The following is a 25156-nucleotide window of genomic DNA, read 5'->3' on the forward strand; positions in this document are numbered from 1 at the left end:
GTTAGAATCCTCTCTTCGAGCGCTCTCGCAAAATCTCATATTCCCGCCGGACCCGCTCCTGGATCTCCTCGATCATCTCCTCGGTCAGGTGTCGAAACCTCCCCTGGAGCTTAAAGTACTCTTTCACCGGTTTTAACTGGGGGAAATCGAGGCTCAGCCGATACCGCCCGTGCTCCACTTCGTAAAGGGGGAAGACGCCGGTCTCTACGGCGAGCCTTCCCAGTTTGATCGAGAGCTCCGGCGCCGACCTCCAGCCCGTTGGGCAGACCGAGAGGATGTGGATATAAGCCGCCCCTTGGATATCCGCTGCCTTCCGGACCTTCTGCACGAGGTCGATGGGATAGCTCGGACAGGCCGTGGCCACATAGGGAATATTATGGGCTGCGGCGATGGCCGCCATGTTCTTTTTCCAGGTGACCTGCCCACCTTTCAACTTTCCCGCAGGTGAGGTGGTCGTCGAGGCGCCAAAGGGCGTGGAGGAGGAGCGCTGGATGCCGGTGTTCATGTAGGCTTCGTTGTCGGTGCAGACATAGATGAAGTCATGGCCTCGCTCGAGGGCCCCGGAGAGCGCCTGAAGGCCGATATCGGCCGTTCCACCGTCCCCGGCCATTGCCACCGTGACGATCTTCTTTTTGGGAATCCTTCCCTTTCGCATCAAGACCTTCAGGCCCACCTCGATGCCGGAAGCCACCGCTGCGGTGTTTTCAAAGGCACAGTGAAACCATGGCACCCGCCAGGAGGTGTAGGGAAGGGGCGAGGAGACGATCTCCATACACCCCGTGGCCGCGGCGATGATGATATTTCGACCCAGGGCCTTACAGACCAACCTGACCGCCAGGGCCTCGGCGCATCCCTGACAGGAACGGTGGCCTGGGGCGAAATACTCCTTCTGGGTCAACGTTCTTACGGCAAAGACATTCAGGTTTCCAGTCATTCTCTCACCCCGTAAAGTTCGTAACCGTCCTTCCGGCCTTCCTCGATCTCGATCTCGGCTTTGTCCACCATTTTGATGAAGTCGAAAGGAGCCACATCCCTCCCTGAAATTCCGGCCACGAAACTGTAGACGTTAGGTCGGACCGGCTCGCCATAGATGGCCGCCTTCACCTCCGAGGCCACCGGGCCGCCCGGTCCGCCAACGGAGACGCACCGATCGATGACCACCAAATTCTTGGCGTGGAGGGTGGCCTGTTTTAACGCCTCAAAAGGGAAGGGCCGCCACAAGCGGATCTTGACCAGCCCGACCGACCGTCCCTCTTGGCGCATCTGATCCACCGCCACCGAAGCGGTCTCCCCGATGCTCCCCATGGTGACGAGCAGGGTCTCGGCGTCCTCCGCCTTATAGGCCTCCACGGGATTGTAATATCGGCCGGTCATATCGCCGAATTCCTTCCAGACCTCGAGGATCTTCGGATAGGCGGCCCGCAAGGCCACCTCCTGGGCTTTCTTCGTCTCGGCAAAGATCGCCGGAAGGGCGAAGGCGCCCATGGTGATCGGTCGATCGGGATGGAGCGGATAGAGAGGTCGGTAGGGAGGGAGGAACCGATCGATCTTCTCCTGCTCGATCAGCTCGATCGGCTCGATCACGTGGCTCAAGATGAAACCGTCCATATTGATGATGGTCGGGAACAGGACGCTGCGGTCCTCGCCGACCCGATAGGCGATGAAGACGTGGTCGTAGACCTCCTGCCCGTTCTCGGCAAAAAACTGGATCCACCCGCAATCCCGAATCATCATCGTGTCGCTATGGTCGTTCCAAATGCTGAGGGGAGAGGATAGGGTCCGGTTCGAGATGATCATGAGGATGGGAAGTCTCAAACCCGAGGCAATATAGGTCATCTCCGCCATCAAGGCTAACCCCTGGGCGCTGGTACAGGTGAAGGAGCGCGCCCCGACGGCCTCGCTTCCGATGCAGATGCTCATGGCCGAATGCTCCGATTCGACGCAGAAGAATTCCGCATCCAGCTCCCCGTTGGCCACCAGCTCCGAGAGACGCTCCACGATATGGGTCTGCGGTGTGATCGGGTAAGCCGAAATCACATCCACATTGGCCTGCCTGACGGCCTCGGCCGCGGCTACCGAAACCTCCATTCCAACCCGTCTTCCCATAATCACTCCTCCTCCACCACCATGGTGATCGCACCGGTGGGACACTCCTTCGAACAGATCCCACAACCTTTGCAGTAATAGAGGTCGGCGATGAAGTACCCCTCTTGGTCGAGGTTGTAGGCCATATCCGGGCAGAAGATGTAGCAGAGTCCGCAGTGGACGCACAGCTCCTTGTTGAGGATCGGCCGGAAACTCCTCCAGTCCCCTGTCCGATAGACACTGGCATTGCCCGGCTCCAGAATCACATTGCCCACAGGGATTTCTTTCCATGTCCATTCATATTCGGGTTTGGTCATCTCTTTCACCTCTTGTTTCGTCCCCTTCGGATGCAACGGGAAGGAATAAGGATCAAACGACCACGGTCTCCTGATAGGCCCGTTCGAAGGCGGCGATGTTCTTTTCAGCGATTCGACCGAATCGTTCTTTAAAGGGCGGGACGAACGATTCTTTCTTCACCAGTCCGGTGGCTTTCACCACCGAGCCTAACATGGTCGTGTTGGTGATGGGAAGCCCGAGGATCTCGAGGGCGATCTTCGAGGCGTTGACCACCCCGATCCGGTTCCCCACCTTCAGGAACTCCTTGACTTTCTCCGGAGGTTCTTTGCTTGTGGTGACGATGAGGCCATCCGCCTTCAGCCCTGCTGCCACATTGACGATCTTTAAAAGAGAGGCATCGAGGACGACGACGATGTCGGGGGTGTAGATATTGGCCCGGACCCGGATGGGTTCATCGCTGATTCGGCAGAAAGCCACCACAGGCGCTCCCCTTCGCTCCGGCCCGAAACTGGGAAAGGCCTGTGCATACTTTCCTTCATGAATCGCGGCCAGGGCCAAGAGTTCCGCAGAGGTAACCGCTCCCTGACCTCCCCTTCCGTGAAAACGAATCTCGATCATCTAAGGCTCCTCAAAAAGTAATTTAAAACGGCAATGAACCTTTCCTCTGGCCTTCAAGATTTGAAGGGTAAATTTGATGCGTTAACGTTAACACTTCAAGTTTATCATGTCAAGGGATGGTCCGAGGGTTTGATTTAACTGTTTGAAATAAAATGATTTTTTTGTTTTCACCCGTTAGACCTCCCTTCTTCCTTCCAGAGCCTTCGATAGGGTCATTCCATCCGAATATTCAATCTCCCCTCCCATTGGGACACCATAGGCGATCCTTGTGACCCTGATTCCCAAGGGTCGAAGCAGATCGGAAAGGTAGAGTGCCGTGGCACTCCCCTCCACGGTGGGATTGGTGGCGAGGATGACCTCGGAAACCTTTTCGCGGTTCAATCGCACCATCAGCTCCTTGATCTTCAATGCCTCCGGCCCGATCCCGTCCAGCGGAGAGAGGGCACCGTGGAGGACATGATATCTTCCATGAAAGGCGCCGGTGTTTTCGATGGCGATGAGGTCATTGGGGTTTTCGACGACGCAAAGGATCTCGGTGTTCCGCTTGGGATCCTGGCAGATCCAACAGGGGTCCTCATCCGTCAGATTGAAGCAGATCGAGCAGAGGCGGATCTTCTCTTTGACTTCTATGATCGCCTTTGCCAAGGCCTGGGCCTCCGAAGGGCTTGATCTCAAAATATGGTAAGCCAGCCGCGAGGCGGTCTTCTTTCCGATTCCGGGTAACTTGGAGAGGGCCTCGATCAGCTGGTCGATGGGCTTGGCATGGACCGGCATCGTGGATCCTTTCGGTGCGAAATGGACAAGGGTCAGAAGAGTCCGGGAATGGTTAATCCCCCTGTGATCTTCTTCATCTCCTCGGTCATCATCTCCTGGGATTTTCGGATGGCCTCGTTGACGGCGGCAAGCACCAGATCCTGAAGCATTTCCACATCCTCTTTGTTGACGACCTCGGGATCGATCCGGAGGGAGAGGACTTCCTGGCGGCCGTTCATCACGATCCGGACCATTCCTCCGCCGGAGCTGGCCTCCACCGTCTTCCCCGCCATCTCCTCCTGAAGCTGGGTGATCTTGGTGTGAATCTGCTGGGCCTGTTTCAAGAGATTTCCAAACCCTTTTGACATGGGTCCCTCCTTGAGGATCAGCTCTTTACGATCTTGCCGCCGAAGATTCGAAGGGCATCCTGGATCAAGGGGTCTTCCTCCAACCTTCCCCGGCTCTTCACCCCTTTTCCTGCGCCCCCTCTTCCGCCTTGGGCCAGGTCCGCCGAAGGTTTCGACCCCCTCTCCATCCCAGTCAGGATCACCTTCGTCTTCTTCTTGAAGTATTCCCGACAGATCGATTCCAGCTGGTTAAAATAGCTCTTCTCCGACAGGCGGTCGTGGTGAAACGATCCTTTCTCAAATCCGATCTCCACCAGCTCATCGGACAGGCGGAGGGGGGTCCCAAAGATCAGATAAGAACCTAAGATGAGATTTTTGGCCCTTGCAAAATCGACCAGGCCTCTCCATAGATCTTCCGAAGGTTCTAAAGATTCCTCCTGACTTCTGTGTTCCCGGTATACCTCAAGGTCCTCTGGCCTCCGGGGAGGAGAGTCTCCTCCCATGACCGTTTCGGAGCTGACCTCATCCTCCCCTTCTGGGTCCCCCTTCGAAGCCGTGTCGGCAGAGGCCTTGCGCAACTCGGCCCTGTTTTGACTCGGGGGGGGAGATGGCGAGGCGGTTACACCCGAAGGCTCAAAAGGGCCAGACCTCTCCAAGGCGTCCAACCTCTTCAAGATCTCGTCAATGGGAAGGATGGGCCGATGGGTAGCCATCCGGATCAAAGTGATCTCCAGGAGGGCCCGGGGAAAGGTCGACTGGGCGATCTCCGTTTCCCCTTTCAGGAGGAGGTTGAAGAGGTGATTGAGGTGTTCGAAATGGAATCGCTTGGCCTGCCCCTTTAAGATCTCCAGCTCCTCGGGAGGCAATGGGATCAAACGGCCGCAATCTTCGCTCACCTTGATCAGGAGGAGGTTCCGAAGGGTCTGAAGGAGCTCCTGGCAGAATCGTTGAATGTCGTAGCCATACTGGTAGATCTCCTCCACAATCTCCACGCATCTCCGTGGATCGTTATTGGCGAAGGCCTCGATCGTATCGGCGAGGAGCTTTCGGTCGATCAACCCGAGGACTTCGGCGACGTCTTCATCGCGGATCCGGCTGCCCCCGTAGGAGATCACCTGATCGAGGAGGCTCTGGGCATCCCGCATACTGCCGTCCGATTCTCGGACGAGCATGAAAAGGGCCTTGGGGCTGATCTCAATCCCTTCGGCCTCCGCGATCCGTCTCAGGTTTTCCATCATCTCTTTAAAGGGGATCCTTTTGAAATCGTACCGCTGGCATCGGGAAAGGATCGTGGCGGGGATCTTGTGAGGCTCGGTGGTCGCAAAGATAAAGACGATGTGCCCCGGAGGTTCTTCGAGGGTCTTCAGGAGGGCATTGAAGGCCTCCCGGGTCAGCATGTGGACTTCGTCGATGATGTAGATTTTATAACGGCCCCTTGCGGGCGTATAACGAACATTCTCCCTCAACTCCCGGATCTCCTCGATCCCCCGATTCGATGCGCCATCGATCTCGATCACATCCATCGAGATCCCTTCCGTAATCTCCCTGCATTGGGAACAGGTGTTGCAGGGGTTGATCAGACGGGGCCCCTTTTCGCAATTCAGGGCCTTGGCTAAGATCCGAGCCGTGGAGGTCTTTCCCACCCCCCGGGGGCCTGTGAACAAGAAGGCGTGGGAGACCCGATCCTGGGCAAGGGCATTCTGAAGGGTCCTGGTGATCGACCTCTGCCCGATCACCTCTTCGAAGACCTGGGGCCTCCACTGTCTGGCCAGTACAAGGTAGGACATGGGTGTTCTATCAGGGGGACGGAGAGATTTAGGTCGCGTTTAGGTCCGGCTCGTTTCGACGATCCCCTTCCCGGTTATGATCGATGAAAGGTAGCCAGGCTCCCCTGCGGCACACAAGGGGGATTACTACCGTTGCTTCCTTCCGGACCTGGCGGGGTTTGTAATCTCTTGTTGCGCAGGACCCGGCTACCATCCTTGATTCGTTGATTCGTTCCGCCTCCCCCGCCTGAAGCGGGGTCGCCGAACCCATTCCCCTAACCGGGGAAGGGTTCTCATCCCTAAAACCACCCAACCCTCAATAAAAAATAAGTGGCGGAGAGAGAGGGATTCGAACCCTCGATCCCGTTTTTAGCAGGATACTCGCTTAGCAGGCGAGCCCCTTCGGCCTCTCGGGCATCTCTCCGCGACCATCCCCTTTAGCCCATTCTCCAATTTAAAATAGAAAAAGCAATTTTGGCGGAGAGGGTGGGATTCGAACCCACGTCTCCTTTCGGGAGAACCGCTTTTCGAGAGCGGCGCCTTAAACCCCTCGGCAACCTCTCCCCTAAACAAAATCGATCAATCTTGGAAAGACCCGTCCGGTTCCTCTGACTTAAAACGGTCCGGTTGTTCCCTTCTTTCCCTGAAGAAGTTCCTTAATACCTCCGCACATTCCTTTTCAAGAACCCCTGCCGTCACCTCTATCCTATGATTAAGACTCCCATTCTGCAACAGTTTGAACCTTGAGACCACGGCCCCGGATTTGGGCTCGTAGGCGCCAAAGACGAGCCTCGAGATCCGGCTGTGGACCATGGCCGAGGCACACATCGGGCAGGGTTCGACGGTGACGTAAACAACCGCCCCATTCAATCGATAATTTTTCAGGGCCTCCCCTGCCCTCCTCAAAATCAGGATCTCCGCATGGGCGGTGGGGTCGCTCAGCTCCACACACCGGTTGTGATCCTTTGCAATGACCTTCCCCTCTAATATTAAAACGGCCCCGACTGGAACCTCTTCGGCCAAGGTCGCCCTTTTGGCCTCCTCGAGAGCCAGTTTCATATAAAATTCATCAAAATCACTAACCATTTCTAAATGTTTGGTGCCCTTCCAACGATCTCTAATTCATAACACAAATCGATACCATTTTACCACCTGGCTTCCTTATTATATAACCCCACCTCTGAACGAAGGGCACCTCCGTTTCTGAGAAAAAGTGGAACTGCCAAAAAGACATAGCTTCCATGATTGAATCCGGTTCACAATCTCTCGGACATAAGCTATAATAGGATGATCCCAGACCAAGAGTCATCTCGACCCCCCTATGATCCAACCGCACTGGCAATTCCGAAAGATGAGCAAAGGAGAGATGAATATCGACCCCATCGAGGGCGAATTCTTCTCCACAGAGGCCCTCGGAAGCCTCTCTGATGCACTGATCCGGGAAACGATTCAGAATTCCCTGGATGCCGCCATCCCGGGAGAGAAGGTCAAGCTCGTCTTCACCTTTCCCTCCCCCGCACAATACCTCCCGCCATATAGGAGCGAGCCTTATTTGAGAGGCTTGAGAAACCACCTTGGGGCCCGTGGATGTGGCCTCCTAAGTCGTGTTACCATGGACGAGCCGATGGACTTCCTGATCATCGAAGACTTTGGGACGAGGGGACTCGAAGGGGATATCCGGGAGGACGAGGAGGGAGAGATCGGAGGGAAGAAGAACGATTTCTTCTATTTCTGGAGAAATATCGGACGGGCCTTGGAAGGGACAACCGCCCGGGGAAGGTGGGGCCTCGGGAAGACGGTTTTTCAAGCCTCCTCAAGGATCAACTCCTTTTTTGGGTTGACGATCAGGAGGCAACCCCCTGCCAAACTCCTCATGGGGCAGTCCGTCTTAAAAATCCACTGGTGTGACGGGTCGAAATACGGCCCTTACGGATATTTCGGCCTTTTCGAGGGGGATTTTGCACTTCCTTGCGAAGACCCGAAATTCATCGAAACCTTCTCCAATGACTTCTGCCTCTGCCGCAAAGAAGAACCGGGGCTTTCGATCGTCGTGCCTTTCCCTGAGAAGGAACTCACTCCCGGGGAGGTCCTCCGAGCGGTGGTGAACCAGTATTTCTTCCCCATCCTGTCCGGAGACCTTGCGGTCACGGTGGTGGAGGGAAACCGCGAGCAGGAATTGAGCCGTCTCAGTATCCTCCGTTTCGTCGAAAATAGCAACCTCCCTGATCGGGATTCGATCCGGCGGAGGTTGGAATTTGCAAAATGGGCCATCGAGCTTCCGGAAGAGTCCTGTGCCTCCTTAAAAGAACCCCCGGTAGATCAAGGCCCTAAATGGGACGAGAACCTATTCGAGCCCGAACAATTGACCCGCCTCCGGAGGAGCCTCGACGAAGGGGAACGTATAGCCCTCCGGGTCCCCCTCTGGGTCAAAAAGGAGGCAGGGGAGCTTCAGCGTTCCTTCTTCAAGGTCTACCTCGAAAGAGACCATTACCTCGAACCGGGTGAGGACTTCTTCATCAGGGATGGAATCACCATCACCGGTGTCTCCTCCCTCAGGCAGGGAGGGATGCGGGTGATCGTCACGGTCTCTGACAGGCCTCTCTCTAGGCTTCTGGGCGATTCGGAAAACCCGGCTCATACCGAATGGCAGGAACGATCCCCTAAATTTAGAGGCCGTTATGTTCGAGGCCCTTCCTGTTTGCGTTTCGTCAAAAACAGTCCAAAGGAGATCGTTAAGATCCTCTCCAAACCGGCTGAAGGCCGAGACGCCGACCTCCTCAGAGAGCTTTTTTATCTCGAGCTCCCAAGAAGCCAGGCTGCGCCGGGTTCAAGAATGAGGCCAACAAAATATACCGGAAGCGATGGCCCTGAGGGAGGGGTGGGGCCTCAAGGGGTGAGCGCCGATCGATTCCTCTTCCTCCAACGAACGGAGCAAGGATTTCGACTCTCCGCCCTTCCCCATGCCGATATCCTTCCGAAAGAGATCGAGGTGGAGATGGCTTATGACGTCCGGCAGGGCAATCCCTTTCATCGCTACAGCCCGCTCGATTTCGAACTGAACAAACCTCCCATCAAGATCAAGGGGAGGGGGGTTAAGGTCTCCATCTCAAAACCCAACAGGCTCCACGTAGTGATAGAGGAGAGGGGGTTCCAGCTCTTGGTAACCGGTTTCGATCCGAACCGGGATTTGAAGATCCGGACGACGACCTCTCTGGATCTGGATGGGATGCTATGATCCGAAGGTTCAATTATACGGGAAGGAAGAGGATCCCAAGGCCGAAACTCTCGTTCTCGCTCCGTAAGAGTTCGAAAAACACCCTTTCTTTCGATGCCTCCATCGATTTCACGAGCCTCGACCTCCCAGGAAGTGCCCAGATCTACATCGAAGCTTACCGGAGGGCCTATTTCCAAAGGTTCGCCTGCGGGACTGTCTCGGCCCCCAGGTTTCCGGTCAACTCCCCCCTCGAGGGCCTCGATCCCGACGCCCTGGTTCTTTTTCGGGTTAAGGTTGTGGACCGGAAGGGGAGGATCCTGGCCTCGGCCGATAGCATCCGTCCCAAACGGAAAGAAGAAGACGAGGGCGCGAGGGAGTCCCTCCTTCCCGTCGAATTCGTCGACCTTGGAAATCTCGTCTGGCGCCTCGACCTCGAGGGAGACCTTCCCATCCTCCAATTGAACAAACGGGTCGAAAATATAAGGGAAATCGCCCGTTCCGATGGCCACTTTCTCGGCCTGGTCTATCCCGAAGTCTTCCGCCAAATCCTCTTGAAGATCGTCGTAGAAGAGGATTGCAATGATCCCGATGCCGAGGCCGGGGACGAAGTGGAAGGGATGGGCCAGTGGCTCAGGTTCGCCATTCAGGTCCTGGGAAGAAGGCATCTCCCTCCTCCGGGACAGTCGGAGCCCGCAAGGCAACAGAAGCTGAGGTGGATCGACGAAGTGGTCGAGGCCTTCTGCTCGAATCACCAGGTTCTCGAACGATTTGTTAAAGAGCAGAGGCCAAAAGGTAAATGATGGCCGAGATACTTCGAAGATTAAACCAAAAGGGAATCCTGGAGTTCAGGAATTTTTTAGGTAGCCTCCGCCAGGGCTCAAAGCTTCCCGTTCCGAAGGAGCTTCTGACGGATCCCTCGACCTCCTTAAAGCTTCCGAAGAGCCCATCGGTCGAAAACCATCTCTTCAAAACCAAGTTGGAGATGGTGAGGTACCTCGATGAAGTGTTACAGGGCTTTTCCTTTTCTCAGATCGATCAGGACGTCGGCCTCTGGAGCTGGCTCTCCCTCTACTATTTCGACCAGTTATGTTTAAAAACGAGATCCGGCCAGTGGCTTTGCAATCAAGATTACCGTTATATCCTCGACCTCGACGATAGGCGGTATTATCGCCATCTCATGGCCGGCCCCTATTCGGTTTTCAAGCTTCATAAGGACCGGGCCCCATTGCTGATGGCAGGTCCCTTGTATCATCTCAACCGATTTTACGAAGAGATCTTTTCCCGAAAGGGTTTGATGGCCAACCCGGGCGTCATCGAGGCAGCCCACCTTCTCTATTTCGATCCAAAGGGAGGTAAACCGAAGCGGGGAGGGGCCTCCCGAATCCAAAAACCAGGGGGGCTTCGCCGTTTCATCGACGTCGTTCAGCAGCTCGACCTTACCTATGACCTTTACAGTATGAAGGGGGAGGAGGTGGTGGCCCTTCTTCCCCAAGAATTCGATGTGTGGCGCGCCCAGCCCGACTCGAACGGGCGACCTGCGGATTCGTAGTCCGACGCTCTATCCAACTGAGCTATGGGCGCACCTTTTATTTCTTCGGAGGGGATGGAGTGGGAAGGATCTCTACCTGAGAGGCCACATTTTGCCCCCTTTTCAAAAAATAGGTGACCCTCACTCTCTCACCAACGGCGGGCAGGCGAGAAGGGACGTAAACGGTGCGCCTGCCGACGGCGAAGCTCATCGTCTCTCCTTTATCTCCTTGCACACCGAGGGTGCCTCTATGGATACTCACTACTTTCCCAGTAAAGTTGAAAAATTGCTGGGCGGAGACCTCATCCTGTCCAAGGGCAAGAGCCATAAAGAACCCTGTGACTGCAAAGAAGATCGCCCCTTTTTTAAGAAGATGCTTCATATCCTCGCTCCTTTCTCCCCCTGATCGACCGAAATGATCCAACATGATTCTGTGGGATTGCCAGAGACAAGGATGGGTCTCCTCGCTCCGCCTCCCCCGCCTTAGGCGGGGTCGCCGAACCCATTCCCCTAACCGGGGAAGGGTTCTCATCCCTAAATCCCCTGAAAACCACTTAAAAGATGTTCTGGCGGAGAGAGAGGGATTCGAACCCTCGGTCCCGATTTTAGTCGGAACACACGATTTCCAGTCGTGCCCCTTCGGCCTCTCGGGCATCTCTCCGTTGCTTAATCCTTATTTATTGGATTTATTGGCGGAGGGAGTAGGATTCGAACCCACGGGGCTTTCGCCCAGCGGTTTTCAAGACCGCCGCCTTAAACCACTCGGCCATCCCTCCGTCCCCTGAAACTATTTCGCCCTTCACTTTTTGACGATCCGATCTACCCCATCCATATAGGGTCGTAAGACCTCCGGGATCAGCACGCTTCCATCGGCCTGTTGATAATTCTCCAAGATGGCCACGAGCGTTCTCCCCACGGCCAACCCGGATCCATTGAGGGTATGAACATACTCCGTCTTTGATTTGCCAGCAATACGGTACCGAATCTTTGCCCTTCTGGCCTGAAAATCCTCGAAGTTGCTGCAGGAGGAGATCTCCTTGAAGGTCTCCTGGCCCGGAAGCCAGACCTCGATGTCGTAGGTCTTGGAGGCCGAAAAACCGAGGTCCCCTGTACAGAGGTTCACCACCCGATAGGGAAGGTTCAGTCGCCTCAAAACCTCTTCGGCATCGCGGAGCAGTTTCTCCAGCTCATCGTAAGAATCTTCCGGCTTGGTAAATTTAACCAGCTCCACCTTGTTGAACTGGTGCTGCCGGATCAATCCCCGGGTATCCTTTCCGTAAGAGCCAGCCTCCTTCCTGAAACAGGGAGTATAGGCGGTGTAATAAAGAGGGAGCTCCTTCTCCTCCAAAACCTCATCCTGATGGATATTGGTTACGGGCACCTCTGCCGTTGGAATCAGAAAGTAGTCCATCCCCTCGACCTTAAAGAGCTCTTCTTCGAATTTTGGAAGCTGCCCTGTCCCGGTCATGGTCACCCGGTTGACCATAAAGGGAGGGAGGACCTCCCGGTAGCCGTGCTCCCGGGTGTGGAGATCCAGCATGAAATTGATAAGGGCCCTCTCCAGCTTCGCCCCGAGGTCCCGGTAAAGGGTGAATCGGGCCCCGGCGATCTTGACCCCTGCCTTGAAATCGAGAATCCCGAGCTCTTCCCCGATCTCCCAATGGGGTCTCGGTTTGAAATCGAACTTTGGGATCTCGCCCCACCGCCTCACTTCTACATTTTCAGAAGAGTCTTTTCCAATCGGCACCGATACATGGGGGAGGTTCGGTAGGGTGAGAAGGAGATCCTGCAAGGCCCTCTCTTTTTCCTGAACCACGTCATCCAGGGCCTTCAGCTCTTGAGAGACCTTCTTCATTTCGGCGATGAGATCGGTCGCATCCTCTCCCTCCTTCTTCTTCTGGCTCACCTCCTCGGAAACCTTTTTCTGAAGGGCCCTCAACCTTTCCCATTCCTGTAGGGCCCTGCGTCGTTCGGCATCGATCGCCACAAATCGGTCAAGAGCGATGTTTTGCCCTCTTGTGGCCAGCCTGGCCTTCACCTCTTCCAGATGTTCCCGGATATATCTCGCCTCAAGCATAAAACCCTTTATGTTTGAAGGGTTGTCCTTCGAAAGGATTTTTTAGATATTAGCACCAAATTCACTGTAAATCAATTATTGCTTGCCCATTAAATCCGGTTTGGCGGTCAGGGGGTGCTTCAAAGAGAGGTGTCCTGCAATGGTTTCGACGGGCTTTCCCTCGATCAGGATCTGAACCTGTTTGATCTGGGGAAAGTTCTGGGTGAGGGAATGGACGATCGAGTAGGCCGTAAGAATCTCTGCAGAGCTCCCTCCCGGATGGTCCTTTAAAAGCGTCCGGTCGAAATCGATGCTGGCCACCCCCTTCTCGTTCAGCCTGAGGCTGAGACACCGGGTCTTCGGGGGGAGGGTGGGAAGGAGGCCTCCTCTGGGTCCCCGGATGAGCTCCTTGACGAGCTCTTTGCCCTCTTCGATGGGGTCTCCCCTCTTCGCGATCTTCCGCCTCTCCCCGACCAGAAACTCTCCCTTTTCGTCCGAAAAGTAGAGGACAACCTCTCTCGTCTCTTCGAGGAGCCTTTTCTGCTTGGGCTTCGGATGGAGGAGGTGGGCGAACTCGTCCTTAAAAAAGAGGATCAGCACCCCGACCGTTCCAACGAGAAAAAACAGAAGGACGAGCTTTTCGAACCATCGCCTCTTCTTCCGTCGCTTTGCCATCGAAGGGCTTTAATCTTCCTTCACTTCGGCCAGCTTACCGATGATCGGCAGGACATATCGCTGTCCCCGAAGCGCCTTCACCATGAGCACGAGCCAAAGGATGAGACCCAAGATCCAGAGGGGCACCACTAACAGGTTGAGGAGGGGGATGAAGCCGAGGACTCCCATGACGACGAAGAGACCGAGGAAGGTAATCGTGGATTGCCTGGCATGGAACTTCACGAAGCTGCTCTTCCTCTCCACAACGAGAAAGACGATTCCCGTGATAAATCCCAAAAGATAACAAAGGAATCCTGCTACGTTGTCCTCAAGCCCGGTGCTCGATTTCTCCCGCGGTTCCATCGATCCCTCCTGGCCAGAATCTCCCATTCCCTCTCTAATTCATGACTCATGGATGGTTTAAAAGTCAATGATCGAAGGAGGGCAGCTTTTTCCTGAGATACTGCCCCGTGTAGGACCTCTCCACCCGGGCCACCTCCTCCGGGGTTCCGGCGGCCACGATCCATCCTCCTTCCTCCCCACCCTCAGGCCCGAGGTCGATGATATAATCGGCCGACTTGATCACCTCCAGATTGTGCTCGATGACGATAAGGGTGTTCCCTCTGTCGGCAAGCTGGTGGAGGATATCAAGAAGCCTCTGAACATCGGCAAAATGGAGACCCGTGGTCGGTTCGTCGAGAAGATAGACCGTCCGGCCCGTCCCTTTTCTGCTCAATTCTTTGGCCAGCTTGATCCGCTGCGCCTCCCCTCCCGAGAGCGTCGTGGCCGACTGCCCTAACTTGATGTACCCCAGGCCCACCTCGCAAAGGGTTTGAAGTTTCTGGAAGATGGCAGGCACGGGTTTGAAAAACTCGCAGGCCTCTTCTGCTGTCATCTCCAAGACCTCGGAGATGTTCTTCCCCTTATAACGGATGGTGAGGGTCTCTCGATTGTATCGCTTGCCATGACAGGCTTCGCAGGGGACATAGACGTCGGGAAGAAAGTTCATCTCCACCTTGAGGATTCCGTCCCCATGGCAGGCCTCGCACCGTCCCCCCGGAACATTGAAGCTGAAACGGCCGGGTCTAAACCCCTTCGCTTTCGACTCGGGGAGGAGGGAAAAAAGTTCCCGGATGGGCTGAAAGAGGCCTGTATAGGTGGCCGGATTGGAACGGGGCGTCCGGCCAATGGGCATCTGATCCACATGGATCACCTTGTCGATATGTTCGAGCCCCTCGACCGACCGGACGAATTCACCCAGCTTCCCCCTCCGGTGGAGATGACGGGATAACAGGCTGTAAAGGGTGTCGATCACCAGGGTCGACTTTCCGGATCCCGAGACCCCCGTGACACAGATGAAGACGCCCAGGGGAATCTTCACATCGATATTCTTCAGGTTATTCGCCTTGACCCCTTTGAGGAAGAGGTATTTCCCTTCCAAAGGCCGCCTCTTTTCGGGCAAGGGGATGCAACGCCTTCCCGAGAGATACTGGCCGGTCAGGGAGTTCTCCTCCTCCAGCAGCGCCTCCGGAGGCCCGGCGAAGACGATCTCACCCCCTTTGTCTCCTGGGCCGGGTCCCATATCGATCACATAGTCGGCCGAACGGATCGTCTCCTCATCGTGCTCTACCACCACCACGGTGTTTCCGAGATCTCTCAGCCGTTTGAGGGTGTTCAAGAGTCGAAGATGATCCCTTGGATGAAGGCCGATGCTCGGCTCGTCGAGCACATAGAGGACCCCGACGAGGCTTGAGCCGATCTGCGTGGCCAGGCGGATGCGTTGGGATTCCCCTCCGGAAAGGGAAGAGGCGCTCCGGTCGAGGGTCAGGTAATCGAGGCCTACCTCCATCATAAATTGCAACCGTTCTTCGATCTCCCTCAGGATGGCCTGTGCAATTCTCTGGGCGCGAGGGGAGAGGCGAAGTCTCCGGAAAAATGCCAAGGCCTCTCGGATGCTCAGGCAGGTCAACTCAGCGATCGACTTCCCTCCCACGCGAATCGAAAGGACCTCGCGTTTGAGACGGCGACCTCCACATTCAGGGCAGGGGATGAGGCTCATGAACGATTCGAAATCGGCGCCATCGTCCCCGTCTTCCTTAAGCCTTCGTTCCAGCTGGGGGATCACCCCCTCGAAGATCTCTCGGAAGTGATCACGCCCCCTCCTCCCCTCGGCCTTGAAAGAGACCTTCTCCCCTTCCGAGCCGTAGAGCAAAAGACGCTGCACCGATTTGCTCAACCGTTTGAAAGGGGTATCGAGGCTGAACCGATATCGTCTCGCCAAGCCCTCCAAGATGGGTCGGACATAGGCCTCTCCCTTCTCCCTCCACGGAAGGATCGCCCCCTGGTTTAAAGAGAGAGAGGGGTCGGGGACGATCAGGTCCGGATCGAAATATCGCCTCGTCCCTAATCCGTCGCAGGCGGGACAGGCGCCTACCGGGCTGTTGAAGGAGAACATCCTCGGGGTGAGCTCAGGATAGCTGAAGCCACACTCCGGACAGGAGAATTTCTGACTGAAGAGGAGGGGAGCCCCCCCCTCCGGTTCGACCCTTGCGATCCCTCCGGAGAGTCGAAGGGCGATCTCCAGCGATTCTCTGATCCTCTTCTCCCCGCCCTCCTTTAACACGGGGCGATCGACCACGACCTCGATGTCGTGCCTCTTGTTTTTGTCCAGCCTAACCTCCTCGCTCAGATCCCTCTCGATCCCGTCAATCCTCACCTTTACAAACCCCTTCTTCCGGAGATCGTCCAGCTCCTTCCGGTACTCCCCCTTTCTGCCTCGGACGATGGGGGAGAGGAGGGTGAGGAGACTTCCCTTCGGCAACCGGAAGAGGGCCTCGGTCATCTGTTGAAGGGTTTGCGAGGCAATCGGGATCCCGCAGTGAGGGCAAAACGGCTCCCCCACCCGCGCATAAAGGAGCCTTAGATAGTCATAGATCTCCGTGATGGTTCCCACGGTGGAACGGGGGCTTCGCGACAGGTGCCGCTGGTCGATGGCGATGGCAGGAGAGAGCCCTTCGATCGACTCGACCTCCGCCCTCTCGAGCTGCTCCAAGAACTGACGGGCGTAGGCAGAAAGGGACTCGACATATCGGCGCTGTCCCTCCGCATAGAGGGTGTCGAAGGCGAGGGTGGACTTGCCGGAACCGCTCAGGCCAGTGATGACCACCAGCCGATTCCTCGGAATCTCCACGTCGATGTTTTTGAGGTTATGGACTTTGGCCCCGCGGATGATGATCTTTTCCATCTCGTCCCCGTTTCAAAAAGTAACCCAAAAGGGGGGAGGTGTAAACCCTGAGGGGGAATGCTTGACAATCCGGAAAACGGGGTTATAATTGCCCGTAGTTTAGTTTATTAAACTTTATTCTTCTTAAACTGGTTATGGCCAAAATCCTCATCCTCGGAGCCGGAGGCGTCGGAAGGGTCGTCGCCCACAAGGTGGCCTCGGTCCCTGAGGTGTTCACAGAAATCCTCCTCGCCAGCCGGACCCTCGCCAAATGCGAGGCCATTGCCCAGGCGGTGGGTTCGGACCGGATCCGAACCGCCAAAGTCAACGCGGACGACCTCTTCGAGCTCGTCGCGTTGATGAAAGCCTTCCGGCCCGACCTCGTCATCCACGTGGCCCTCCCTTATCAGGATCTCACCGTCATGGAGGCCTGTCTCGAGGTGGGAGCTCACTACCTCGATACGGCCAACTATGAACCCCCGGACGTTCCGAAATTCGAGTACCGGTGGCAATGGGCCTTCCATGACCGTTTCAAAGAGGCCGGCCTGACCGCCATCTTGGGCTGTGGGTTCGATCCCGGGGTCTCGGGCGTCTTCACCGCCTATGCGGCCAAACACCATTTCGACGAAATTCATTATCTGGACATCGTCGACTGCAACGCCGGCGACCATGGGAAACCCTTCGCCACGAACTTTAACCCCGAAATCAACATCCGGGAGGTGACCCAAAAGGGGAAATACTGGGAAAACGGCCAGTGGGTCGAAACCGAACCCCACCAGATCCACCGTCCCCTCACCTACCCGAATATCGGTCCCCGGGAATCCTACCTCATTTACCACGAAGAACTGGAATCCCTGGTCAAGCACTTTCCCACCTTGAAAAGGGCCCGCTTCTGGATGACCTTCAGCGAGGAGTATCTCACCCACCTCCGGGTGATCCAGAACATCGGGATGGCCAGCATCACCCCGATTCTATACGAGGGGAAGGAGATCGTGCCGATCCAATTTCTCAAGGCGGTCCTCCCCGATCCGGCCTCCCTCGGTGAACACTATGTGGGGGAGACCTCGATCGGCTGCCGCATTCGGGGCATCAAGGACGGCAAAGAGAAGACCTATTACATATATAACAACTGCCGGCATCAGGATGCCTATCGGGAGACCGGGACCCAAGCGGTGAGTTATACGACGGGGGTCCCGGCCATGATCGGGGCCCTGTTGTGCTTGACCGGAAAATGGAAGGCGGCCGGCGTCTTCAACACCGAACAGTTCGATCCGGACCCGTTCATGGAGCTCTTGCCTCTTTACGGCCTTCCCTGGGAGGAACGGCACGACGTCGATCTGGAAGTGTAATGCCCGTCGACTTCTCCAAGGTCCCCTCTCCCTGTTACGTCATCGACGAAACCCTCCTTCGCAAGAATCTCGAAACGATCAAAAGGGTCGAAGAGGCCGCCGGGGTCGAGATCCTCGTCTCTTTCAAGGCCTTTGCCAACTGGGGCGTCTTTCCCATCTTCAAGGAATATGGCTTCGGGGCATCGGCCAGCTCCCTCTATGAGGCGCGCTTGGCCTTCGAAGAACTGGGCGTCAAAGCCCACACCTACGCCCCGGCTTACGAGGAGAACGCTTTTGGGGACCTCCTCCGGTACAGCAGCCACGTGACCTTCAATTCCCTTCGGCAATTCCAAAAATTCTTCAGGCAGGCCAGAGAGGCAGGGCTCTCCCTCGGCCTTCGGGTCAATCCGGAGTTCTCCGAAACCCCCTACGCCCTCTACAATCCGTGCACACCGGGCTCCCGGTTGGGGATGACGGCAGACCTCCTTGGAGAGCATCTGCCCAAGGAAGTGGAAGGGCTGCATTTCCACTCCCTCTTCGAAGCTGACTCCTTCGCCCTGGAGAGGTTGCTTGCCGTCTTTGTGGAGAAATTCGGCCGCTACCTCCCCCATCTCCAATGGGTGAATATGGGTGGGGGACACCTGATGACGAAAGAAGGATACGATCGGAACCATCTGGTCCGGACCCTCACCCAATTTAAGGATCGATACGGGGTCAGGGTCTTCCTTGAGCCCGGGAGCGCCTTCACCTATCAAACCGGTTACCTGGTCTCCACCGTTCTGGACATCGTGGAAAACCACGGCATCCGAACCGCTCTCCTCGACGTCTCCTTCACCTGCCACATGCCCGACTGCCTCGAGATGCCTTACAAACCGGCCATCTTGGGGGCCCACGACGGGGGGGCGGGCCCTTTCACCTACCGCATGGGAGGGATCAGCTGTCTGGCAGGGGATTTCATGGGAGACTGGTCCTTCGATCGGGAGCTGAAACCCGGAGATCGGATCGTCTTCGAGGACATGATCCATTACACGACGGTCAAGACGACCATGTTCAACGGCATCCCTCACCCTTCGATCGGGCTATGGAACGACCGATCGGGCCTGACCCTGATCCGAAGGTTCACCTATGAGGACTACAAGAGCCGCCTGTCCTGAGGACCCTTGCCCCCTCGGCCTCTCCAGCCTCAACCCCCTTGACAAATCCAAAAAGATCGTTATACTTAACCAAAGTTTAATTTGCTAAACTAAATTCTTTCTATACTGTCTTACATGTTACTAAACTAAATTCTTTCTAAACTGAACGGACGGGCCGATGAAGATCGGAGAACGGATCAAAACCCTGAGGCAGCTGAGCAACCTGACCCAGGAGGAGCTGGCGCAGCGGGCCAACCTGACCAAGGGGTTCATCTCCCAGGTGGAACGGGATCTGACCTCCATCTCTTTGGACAGCCTGATTCAGATCCTCGAGGCCCTGGACGAAGACATCTCCGACTTTTTCAAAGAGGCCTCCCAGGAGAAGATCGTCTACCGGATTCGGGATCGGGTGGCCATCGAAAAGGAGAAGATCGCCAAGTTCGAACTCCTCGTCCCGGGATCCACCAACCGGCGGCTGGAACCGATTCTTCTGACCCTCAAAAAGGGAGAATCGACGCCAAAGGAGAAACCCCATGAAGGGGAGGAGTTCGGCTTCGTCCTCCGGGGGAGGGTCAACCTCCGTTTCGGAAGGGAGGTGTTGCGATTGAAACGGGGGGAGTGCTTCTACCTCACCGCGGAGAAGGAGCACTGGCTCCACAACACCAGCTCGAAGGAGGCGGTTGTCCTCTGGATCAGTTCGCCCCCTTCTTTTTAGAGACATAGAAATCTCAACGCCGAAAAGGAGAGGAGCCGTGATCATCAAAACACCCACACACTATTTTCTCGTCTCCGGTGCTTCGGAGGGATTCACCCCGCTCAACGCCTTCGATGGAGCCCTCCTCCGAGCAGGGATCGGGGATACCAACCTGGTGAAGATGAGCAGCATCGTCCCCCCTCGATGCCAGCTGATCGACCCCGTTCCCCTCCCGCCCGGCGCCCTCGTGCCCACGGCCTACGCCTCGATGACCTGCGATGTGCCGGGGGAGCTCATCGCCTCCGCCGTGGCCGTCGCCCTTCCGGAAGACCCGGCATATCCCGGCCTGATCATGGAGTATTCGGCCCGGGGTCCAAAGACAGAAATCGAGGAGATGGTCAGGCAGATGGCGATCGAGGGGATGAAAGTGAGGGGACGGGTGATCCGGGACCTCACATCCATCGCAGTGGAGCACAGGGTGAAAAGGGTGGGAGCTACCTTTGCCGCGGTCGTCCTCTGGGAGAAAAAAGAGGAGTAAAAGGGCCCCTCGTTCCTCTGACGGAGTTTCTGGCAAAGGAGCCTTCTTCGAACGCCCCCGAGGATCATCCGGAATGAACGTTTCCCTGATCGACCCATCCTACCTCTCCGCATCCGTTCCCTATGAAAAAGCAAAAGCCGTGATCCTCGGTTGTCCCTACGACGGTTCAGCCTCCTTCCGGCCCGGCGCCCGCTTCGGACCCTCGGCCATCCGGAAAGCCTCCTGGGGCATTGAAACTTACAGTCCCTACCTCGGAAAAGATCTTGGCCAGCATCTCATCCACGACCTGGGAGACCTCGAACTCCCCCTTGGGGAGAAAAGGATCGCTTTGGACTGGATTCGGAAGGCCCTGAAGACGATCCTCGAGGCACGAAAATTTCCGATCCTTCTCGGAGGGGACCATCTCATCACCCTCCCGATCGTCGAGGAGATCCAAAAGGTATATCCGGATCTCCATCTCTTGCACCTCGATGCCCATGCCGACCTGAGGGACCACTACCTCGGCGAGGCCCTCTCCCATAGCACGGTCATGCGAAGGGTAATCGAACGGATTGGCGAAGGAAGGCTGTTTCAGGTGGGGATCCGATCCGGAACCGAAGAGGAATTTGCCCTCTCAAGGAAGATGAAGTCCCTCGTCAAAATCGATGAGCCCTCGATCCAATCTTTGGTGAAACGTCTCGGCAAAAAACCGGTCTATATCAGCCTCGACCTCGATATCCTCGATCCGGGGGTTTGCCCTGGAGTAGGAACCCCGGAACCTGGAGGGTTAACCTTCCGGGAGCTCCTCTCCCTCCTCAAGATCCTCTGCCCTCTTCGGGTGATCGGATTCGATCTGGTGGAACTCACCCCCGATTACGACCCTGCCCAAATCTCCTCTGTAACCGCCTCGGTCCTCCTGAGGGAGATGATCCTCGCCTTCTGCCCTTAAAGGGGAAGGTGATGAAGGAGAGGAATCCCCCCTTGTTAAGGTTCTCCGATGGGTCCCCAAATGGGGGAGGGGCCTCTCCCGATGCGATACAGATCGGCCAAAAACGCCCTGGGATTGGCAGAGAAAAAGGGATGGGGATTCACGGCCCTGCTTTGATGATCCCCCTCGAGGGTTATCGGTGCCACGTTGTTCGAGAGGTTTAATAGGTTGCAACGGGGGTCATCCCCTTCAGTCCGTTCGGTGGATCGGTTGCCTCGAGGCCCTGATCAGGTGGGATCGATTTTGATCATCCCTCAGCTCCAAGACGACCTCCACGTGGAGGCCGGGCCCCCACTTCGGCCCATCCCGCAGCGTGATGTTCAATAGGGAAGGAGGGCCGTCTTCCCTTATCACCTCCTTTTTGGCTGGAATCCAAACCTCCTCACCCTTGACAAGCCATATCCTCGCCACTTTGAGACCCTTTGGAAGGAGTGTGCCGTCGACCGTTTTGAGCCGTATGGAGGCCATCAACGGTCTCCCGCCAGGCGGTGAGATGGGCATAAAGTCCCGCCACAGATAAGCCTCCACCGAAAGGTCCTTGCCCCCCACCGTTATCCTTTCCGGGGTGGCGATCAGCTCCTTCACCGTGGGATCCCTTGGGGAAAAGGAGTCTCCGAGCCCCAGAGGTCCGGATAGGAGAAGGAATAGGACCAAAGTGGATTTCATCATCTCGTGCCTTTGTGTCTGGAGAAGAAGCTTCTCCTTTCTCGCCGCCCTAAATCCTCCCCTTCTCTTGCATTAGACGGACCATCAGCTCTTTGTAGGTTTTGGGAGGGATGACCCGCTTTTCCCTCTCCTTCATCTTCATCGCTTCGGTGGGGCAGAAGTGGCTGCAGACCCCGCAACCGATACAGACCTCCTCAGCAACCACGGGATAATCCCCTTTTAGCTGGAGGGCTTTGATCTGGCAGCGATCCACACATACCCCGCAGCCATTGCAAGCCTCCTTGTCCAGCTGAGGAAGGTAATTCGTGGTGGTCAGAGCATGTTGGAGATGATGTTTGGTGATCCCTTCGAGAAACCCGCAACAGCAACCGCAGCAATTGCAGATGAAGGTCGTCTGGTCCTGGACATTGTCGCCGATGTGGACCAAACCGAGATCCTCCGCCCTTTTCAGGACGTCGAGCAGTTCATCCACGGTTGCCCTTCGGGCAAACCCCTGCTCGACCAGAAAATCGGAGGCCGCCCCGAGGCTTAGGCAGATCTCGTCGATGGGGGCCGAACAATTCTTTCCGAGGTGCCACGCCTCATGCCGGCAGTAACATTTGCCGATGCTTCCCCGGCCTGCCTTTCGGATATGTTCGGCCGCCTCGTCGAACCTCAACACCTCGCTCCTCACCGGCGGAAGGACCCCGCTGTACACGTAAGCCTTGGCTCGGGTGGTGGCCGTCGAGGCAAATTCCTGGAGGAACTCCGGCGTATTCCGATAGGCGTGCATCAGCTCAGCCAGCCGCTTCATGGGAAGGGATTCATTCGTTCGCATGAAGGTGAATTCGAAGAACCCCGTCAGGCCCGGCGAGAGCAGGTAGCGGACTTTTCCATCCTTGACCGAAGAGACGACCAACCCCTTCTTCATCATCCCTTTCAAGATCCCTTCCAATTCCCCTTGATCGATTCCGGTGACGCTCTGAAGTTCTTCGATCGAGGCCAGACCTAAAGGAAACTTGGCCCCCACCTCGGCCTCTTTTTCGGTATAGAGGATCGATAGAATCTCATAAACCGTCGCATGTTCCGGAAGCCCCACAGGGTTCTTGTGAAGCCTCTTCTGAAGCTGTCTCAAAATCTCTTCCTTTCCCGCAAGATGGCCCATAATATCCTCCTTCCTTCCAGATGAAACGGGAAGCACGACATCCGAAACAGTCCAAAGAAGAGAACCGGCCTCGGGCGGCCTTCGTTTTTGTCCTTCCCATTTGAGGATTCAATACCCCTTTTCACGGTCTACCAAACCCACCAGTTGCTCCCCCCTCACCCAACGCCCATAGTTGGCCACAAATTCCTCACAGATCTCCTCCGGCAGGTTGATCCCGGAGACATGGGGGGTGACGGTGACGTTGTCGAGGGTCCAGAGCTCGCTTGCGGGCGGAAGGGGCTCCTCCTCGAAGACGTCGAGGACGGCCCGGATCTTCCGCTCCCTGAGGACTTGGATCAAGGCCCTTTCGTCGATCGTCCTTCCCCGGCCGACGTTGAAAAGGACCGTCCCCTCCCTCAATAAACGAAGCTCTTTCTCTCCAAGAAGGCGATCCGTTTCAGGGGTGAGGGGAAGGGCATTGACGAGATAATCGACCATGGGGAGCATCTTTTTCAACCCATCGGGAGGGAAGACCTGATCGACGTTCTCCACCGGTCCGGGATGTCGTTTCACACCGATGACCGTCATCCCGAACTGCTTCCCCCTCTTGGCGATCTCTCTCCCGACGGATCCGAGCCCCAGGAGTCCCAGGACCCTCCCTCTCAACCGTCCCGGCCGTTGGGGATCCCACCTCTTCTTTTTCTGATCTTCTCGGTATTTCTCCGTTTCGCGGATGAAGGAGAGGAGGTAGGCAAAGACGTACTCCGCCATCATCTCCCCATAAACCGTCACCTTGGTGAAGGGGATCGTCGGGGGGATGAGAGGATTCCGAAGGAGGTGTTCGTTTCCCGCTCCCAGGGAGGCGAACCACTTCAGGTTGTAAGCCTTTCGGAGCAATTCGTCAGGAATTTTCCAGGTGAGAAGGATCTCGGCCTTCTCGATAAATTCGGCCGCCTCTTCCGGACGGGAGGCCATACAGAGGTCGAGATCGGGGATCTTCTTACGGAGGATCTCTCCGTAGAGGGGGGCTTCGGGATGGTAGATCAGAAGGGGATGGCTCATCGCCTCTCCAGCTGTCCCTCGACCTCTTCGAGATCGAACCACCATTTCCGCTCGGGCTTAGGCCTTCCGTAGCCGAAGAGGTCATCCGCTCTCACGGCGATGCTTCGGGCAAGGGAAGAACGCCTCACGGCCCAGCCCACGGCCCGATGAAAAAGGGTATAGGGTTTGTTGGCCGGGCAGACCTTGATGCAGGTGCCGCAACCCGACCCCTTGGGGTTTCCCACCCGCATCTTGGTGCATTTTTCGACGTCGGTGGGCCACCGTTCGTAACCATGATACACGATCTTACCGCCATCGCTGAGGGCACCGGAGGGACACTCACGAGCGCACTTCTTACATTTCGTGCAGAGATCCTGCACTCCAAAATCGATCGGTTTGTCCACCGAAAGGGGAAGGTCGGTCGTCACCACGGCGGCCTTGAACCTCGGGCCTAAAAAGGGATGGAGCACGCAGTCTCCGATCCGGCACATCTCGCCCAAGCCGGCCCACAGAAGGATGGGCGGGACCACGACCTGATAATTCCTCGCATGGTGGGCCCTCGCCGGGTAACCGAGCCTCCGGATGTAGTCGGCGATGATGCAGGCGATGAAGGCCGAACTCGAATAGGCCATGAAACTCATCGAATTGCTGATCCAATCGTGGCCATTGAAGGCCTCGGCCGTCGGCCAGTCCTGGTCGACGAGGATGGCGATGGCATATCGATGGTTGAGCTCGACCGGCTCTCCATCGGGAAACCGATGGGAATAGACCGCATAGGCCGGAAGCCTGCAGATGCCCACGGCATCCGCCCGGAGGAAGTAGGCAAGTTCTTTGATATGCCGTGAAAGGAGAACGGGGTCTTCTGGCAACGGAGCCTTCTGTTTGGCCACCAGGCCGTCCACCACATCCTTCAGATAACCCGTCATCCAGGCGAGGGCCCCGGACAGGGGATGTTTGACGACGAATCGCATCCGTTCCTGCTGGAAATGAGGCCCGTAATCACCCCGGAGGGCTTTGTTGAAGCCGCTCTCCCGTTCGTCCACCCGCCTCACCTGATCCTCGAAGATCTTCGTGGTCGGCTGATCCACCCTCCTGAGGGTATGCATGGGAAAGGGTTCAAGGCGA

25 protein-coding genes, 5 tRNA genes and 1 other RNA gene are annotated in these 25156 nt (G+C 56.5%); 7 read left to right on the forward strand and 24 right to left on the reverse strand.

All coding sequences use genetic code 11. From position 1 onward, the window contains the following. Position 1: 1 nt before the first annotated feature. The 11 genes from porB to tadA form a co-directional block, all read right to left on the reverse strand. Positions 2–934 (reverse strand): pyruvate synthase subunit PorB, encoded by a 933-nt coding sequence (porB, locus tag N3G78_04020; protein MCX8117089.1) that lies wholly within the window; start codon positions 932–934, stop codon positions 2–4. Next, on the reverse strand, positions 931–2106 hold the full coding sequence (porA, locus tag N3G78_04025) for a pyruvate ferredoxin oxidoreductase (GenBank protein ID MCX8117090.1): 1176 nt from the start codon (positions 2104–2106) through the stop codon (positions 931–933). The genes porB and porA overlap by 4 nt, the downstream gene beginning before the upstream one ends. Positions 2107–2108: 2 nt before the next feature. Continuing rightward, positions 2109–2402 carry a 4Fe-4S binding protein gene (locus N3G78_04030; protein MCX8117091.1) on the reverse strand — a complete coding sequence of 98 codons (294 nt, stop codon included), beginning with the start codon at positions 2400–2402 and terminating at the stop codon, positions 2109–2111. 52 nt (positions 2403–2454) lie between these two features. Further along, on the reverse strand, positions 2455–3000 hold the full coding sequence (locus N3G78_04035; GenBank protein ID MCX8117092.1) for a pyruvate ferredoxin oxidoreductase subunit gamma: 546 nt from the start codon (positions 2998–3000) through the stop codon (positions 2455–2457). Between the two features lie 174 nt (positions 3001–3174). Beyond that, the gene (gene recR / locus N3G78_04040) at positions 3175–3774 is read right to left on the reverse strand and encodes a recombination mediator RecR (protein MCX8117093.1); all 600 of its coding nucleotides are present in this window, start codon (positions 3772–3774) and stop codon (positions 3175–3177) included. A gap of 32 nt (positions 3775–3806) precedes the next feature. Next, positions 3807–4121: a YbaB/EbfC family nucleoid-associated protein gene (locus N3G78_04045; protein ID MCX8117094.1), complete on the reverse strand. Its 315-nt coding sequence runs from the start codon at positions 4119–4121 to the stop codon at positions 3807–3809. A 17-nt stretch (positions 4122–4138) separates the two neighbouring features. Further along, positions 4139–5887 carry a DNA polymerase III subunit gamma/tau gene (gene dnaX, locus N3G78_04050; GenBank protein ID MCX8117095.1) on the reverse strand — a complete coding sequence of 583 codons (1749 nt, stop codon included), beginning with the start codon at positions 5885–5887 and terminating at the stop codon, positions 4139–4141. An 89-nt stretch (positions 5888–5976) separates the two neighbouring features. Then, an RNA gene (gene ffs / locus N3G78_04055) (signal recognition particle sRNA small type) lies at positions 5977–6075 on the reverse strand. A 122-nt stretch (positions 6076–6197) separates the two neighbouring features. Continuing rightward, positions 6198–6290 (reverse strand) — tRNA-Ser (locus tag N3G78_04060). A gap of 51 nt (positions 6291–6341) precedes the next feature. Further along, positions 6342–6430: transfer RNA gene (locus N3G78_04065), tRNA-Ser, on the reverse strand. Between the two features lie 15 nt (positions 6431–6445). Further along, positions 6446–6925, reverse strand: coding sequence for a tRNA adenosine(34) deaminase TadA (gene tadA, locus N3G78_04070; GenBank protein MCX8117096.1), 480 nt, complete (start codon positions 6923–6925; stop codon positions 6446–6448). A gap of 262 nt (positions 6926–7187) precedes the next feature. On the opposite strand from tadA, the gene N3G78_04075 reads away from it, so the two are divergent. Further along, positions 7188–9101: a hypothetical protein gene (locus N3G78_04075; protein MCX8117097.1), complete on the forward strand. Its 1914-nt coding sequence runs from the start codon at positions 7188–7190 to the stop codon at positions 9099–9101. Further along, the gene (locus tag N3G78_04080; protein ID MCX8117098.1) at positions 9098–9880 is read left to right on the forward strand and encodes a hypothetical protein; all 783 of its coding nucleotides are present in this window, start codon (positions 9098–9100) and stop codon (positions 9878–9880) included. The genes N3G78_04075 and N3G78_04080 overlap by 4 nt, the downstream gene beginning before the upstream one ends. Positions 9881–10170: 290 nt before the next feature. On the opposite strand, the gene N3G78_04085 is transcribed toward N3G78_04080, so the two are convergent. The 9 genes from N3G78_04085 to uvrA all read right to left on the reverse strand — a co-directional run bounded on the left by N3G78_04085 (position 10171) and on the right by uvrA (position 16562). Beyond that, positions 10171–10572: a hypothetical protein gene (locus tag N3G78_04085; GenBank protein ID MCX8117099.1), complete on the reverse strand. Its 402-nt coding sequence runs from the start codon at positions 10570–10572 to the stop codon at positions 10171–10173. 12 nt (positions 10573–10584) lie between these two features. Then, positions 10585–10661, reverse strand: a tRNA-Arg gene (locus N3G78_04090). Positions 10662–10666: 5 nt separating this feature from the next. Continuing rightward, positions 10667–10819, reverse strand: a complete 153-nt coding sequence (locus tag N3G78_04095; GenBank protein MCX8117100.1) for a hypothetical protein — start codon at positions 10817–10819, stop codon at positions 10667–10669. A gap of 356 nt (positions 10820–11175) precedes the next feature. Continuing rightward, positions 11176–11269 (reverse strand) — tRNA-Ser (locus N3G78_04100). A 29-nt stretch (positions 11270–11298) separates the two neighbouring features. After that, positions 11299–11384 (reverse strand) — tRNA-Ser (locus tag N3G78_04105). Positions 11385–11407: 23 nt separating this feature from the next. Further along, on the reverse strand, positions 11408–12685 hold the full coding sequence (gene serS / locus N3G78_04110; GenBank protein MCX8117101.1) for a serine--tRNA ligase: 1278 nt from the start codon (positions 12683–12685) through the stop codon (positions 11408–11410). 75 nt (positions 12686–12760) lie between these two features. After that, a complete protein-coding gene (locus N3G78_04115; protein ID MCX8117102.1) occupies positions 12761–13339 on the reverse strand; it encodes a GerMN domain-containing protein in 579 nt (192 codons plus the stop codon). 9 nt (positions 13340–13348) lie between these two features. After that, on the reverse strand, positions 13349–13681 hold the full coding sequence (locus N3G78_04120; protein ID MCX8117103.1) for a DUF4870 domain-containing protein: 333 nt from the start codon (positions 13679–13681) through the stop codon (positions 13349–13351). A gap of 64 nt (positions 13682–13745) precedes the next feature. Further along, positions 13746–16562 carry an excinuclease ABC subunit UvrA gene (gene uvrA / locus N3G78_04125; GenBank protein ID MCX8117104.1) on the reverse strand — a complete coding sequence of 939 codons (2817 nt, stop codon included), beginning with the start codon at positions 16560–16562 and terminating at the stop codon, positions 13746–13748. A 134-nt stretch (positions 16563–16696) separates the two neighbouring features. On the opposite strand from uvrA, the gene N3G78_04130 reads away from it, so the two are divergent. The 5 genes from N3G78_04130 to speB all read left to right on the forward strand — a co-directional run bounded on the left by N3G78_04130 (position 16697) and on the right by speB (position 21162). Further along, positions 16697–17890: a saccharopine dehydrogenase family protein gene (locus N3G78_04130; GenBank protein MCX8117105.1), complete on the forward strand. Its 1194-nt coding sequence runs from the start codon at positions 16697–16699 to the stop codon at positions 17888–17890. Next, the gene (gene nspC, locus N3G78_04135; GenBank protein ID MCX8117106.1) at positions 17890–19023 is read left to right on the forward strand and encodes a carboxynorspermidine decarboxylase; all 1134 of its coding nucleotides are present in this window, start codon (positions 17890–17892) and stop codon (positions 19021–19023) included. Before N3G78_04130 ends, nspC begins: the two co-directional genes overlap by 1 nt. Positions 19024–19180: 157 nt before the next feature. Continuing rightward, positions 19181–19717, forward strand: a complete 537-nt coding sequence (locus N3G78_04140; protein ID MCX8117107.1) for an XRE family transcriptional regulator — start codon at positions 19181–19183, stop codon at positions 19715–19717. A gap of 37 nt (positions 19718–19754) precedes the next feature. Next, positions 19755–20234 carry an arginine decarboxylase, pyruvoyl-dependent gene (locus N3G78_04145; protein MCX8117108.1) on the forward strand — a complete coding sequence of 160 codons (480 nt, stop codon included), beginning with the start codon at positions 19755–19757 and terminating at the stop codon, positions 20232–20234. A 73-nt stretch (positions 20235–20307) separates the two neighbouring features. Then, complete coding sequence (gene speB / locus N3G78_04150) at positions 20308–21162, forward strand: agmatinase (GenBank protein MCX8117109.1); 855 nt, start codon at positions 20308–20310, stop codon at positions 21160–21162. Positions 21163–21390: 228 nt separating this feature from the next. Here the strand turns inward: speB and N3G78_04155 are convergent, their stop codons facing one another. From N3G78_04155 to N3G78_04170, 4 genes are all read right to left on the reverse strand, one after another. After that, positions 21391–21867, reverse strand: coding sequence for a hypothetical protein (locus N3G78_04155; GenBank protein ID MCX8117110.1), 477 nt, complete (start codon positions 21865–21867; stop codon positions 21391–21393). Between the two features lie 49 nt (positions 21868–21916). Further along, positions 21917–23011 (reverse strand): 4Fe-4S binding protein, encoded by a 1095-nt coding sequence (locus N3G78_04160; GenBank protein ID MCX8117111.1) that lies wholly within the window; start codon positions 23009–23011, stop codon positions 21917–21919. A 108-nt stretch (positions 23012–23119) separates the two neighbouring features. After that, positions 23120–24052, reverse strand: coding sequence for a D-2-hydroxyacid dehydrogenase (locus N3G78_04165; GenBank protein ID MCX8117112.1), 933 nt, complete (start codon positions 24050–24052; stop codon positions 23120–23122). After that, positions 24049–25119, reverse strand: a complete 1071-nt coding sequence (locus N3G78_04170) for a reductive dehalogenase (GenBank protein ID MCX8117113.1) — start codon at positions 25117–25119, stop codon at positions 24049–24051. Before N3G78_04170 ends, N3G78_04165 begins: the two co-directional genes overlap by 4 nt. Positions 25120–25156: the final 37 nt, after the last annotated feature.

Source organism: Thermodesulfobacteriota bacterium (assembly GCA_026415035.1).
In the GTDB taxonomy this organism is placed as follows: domain Bacteria; phylum Desulfobacterota; class BSN033; order BSN033; family UBA1163; genus RBG-16-49-23.